The organism is Kitasatospora sp. NPDC058048 (assembly GCF_042885555.1).
GTDB lineage: Bacteria > Actinomycetota > Actinomycetes > Streptomycetales > Streptomycetaceae > Kitasatospora > Kitasatospora lactacystinica.
In genome coordinates, this window is record NZ_JBHVRT010000105.1 from 1 (window position 1) to 1,158 (window position 1,158).

The 1,158-nt window shown below is 68.4% G+C and carries 1 protein-coding gene; it reads right to left on the reverse strand.

Annotation, left to right across the window (positions count from 1 at the left end):
* Positions 1-496 precede the first annotated feature (496 nt).
* Positions 497-751 (reverse strand): hypothetical protein, encoded by a 255-nt coding sequence (locus tag ACFVVA_RS42130; RefSeq protein WP_387696019.1) that lies wholly within the window; start codon positions 749-751, stop codon positions 497-499.
* Between the last annotated feature and the right edge of the window lie 407 nt (positions 752-1,158).

Below are 1,158 nucleotides of genomic sequence, written 5' to 3' on the forward strand. Positions count from 1 at the left end.
CGTCCCGCTGCGGCAACAACGGCTCTATCCGAGCCCACGCGGCATCCGTTATCTCTCCTCGACCCACCACAAGATCAATTATGAGACACGGCCTAACGCCCCGGCCAACGACGCACCGGCCCGCCCGGCGGGGCCGCCCCACCACCCAGGGACAGCCCCGCCGAAATGCTCCAAACGACCAGACGCGCGGAGGCCACCCCCGGCCCGTTCGTCGCCGGCAGGCGGAGGACGATATTTTTGCTGGTCACGCGGGGGTTGATCGACGTTCTGGAGGGTGTATGGGCGCGCCTGACGGGCGCGTCGGGGCGGCCCGGATAGGGGGTGACCCGCTCTCTGGGTGGGCTACCGTGCCACGCTACGGACCGCCGGAAGCAGCCCGGTGTCGTGTGGAGGCACAGCCGGGCCGCGGGTCCGGTCCGGGTGGCGACATCGTCCGCTCCGCCCTCGTTCTCGACGGGATCCGGAAGTGGATCACCGTTGCGCAGAACTCGGCGGGTCACACGTGCCCATGCTCGGCAGCCCACCCGATGATGGCGACGAAGGCCTGATCGAGACTGTCGGCATGGCCCAGGCGCACGCCGTCACCATTACGGTTCCGCGCGTAGGCGCCCCATCCGGCAGCACGGTTGATGGCCCATCCGATGGCCATGAACCCGTCGTGGTAAGCGGGATGCCACAGGAAGCTCGTCTCTTCTCCGGAGTCGACTTCTCTGGTCGTCCGATACCCGGCCCCGGCCAGTTCCTTCTGCATCTTCCGCGACGGCTCTGTCACATCTCCCCCTGAGTAGACAAGCGACCTCAGGATAGGCGCTCGACGTAAGACGTAGAAGAAGGGCTTGATCGGCGCTCCCCGCCGAAATCTCCGTGCTGCTCAACCGCTCCGGTCCCACGCTCAGCCCGCCGGCCCCGTTCCAGGCAGCGCAGGGTGCGGGCGGCCGGGCTCGCCGTCTACGACCCGCGGGCCGACCCGGACGCCGTGGAGCACCCACCGCTGGTCCGGTTCCGGGAGCCCTGACGAAGGCCGGCTGTCCTGTCTCACCGAAGTTTGACGATTCTCAACGAAGTTTGACCGCGGCGCCCCTGGCTAGAACGGGGGCTCCAGGCTGAACTCGCCCGTAGGAGCCCAGGGATCGTCCTGTTCCCGCCGCTCCGCCGCCT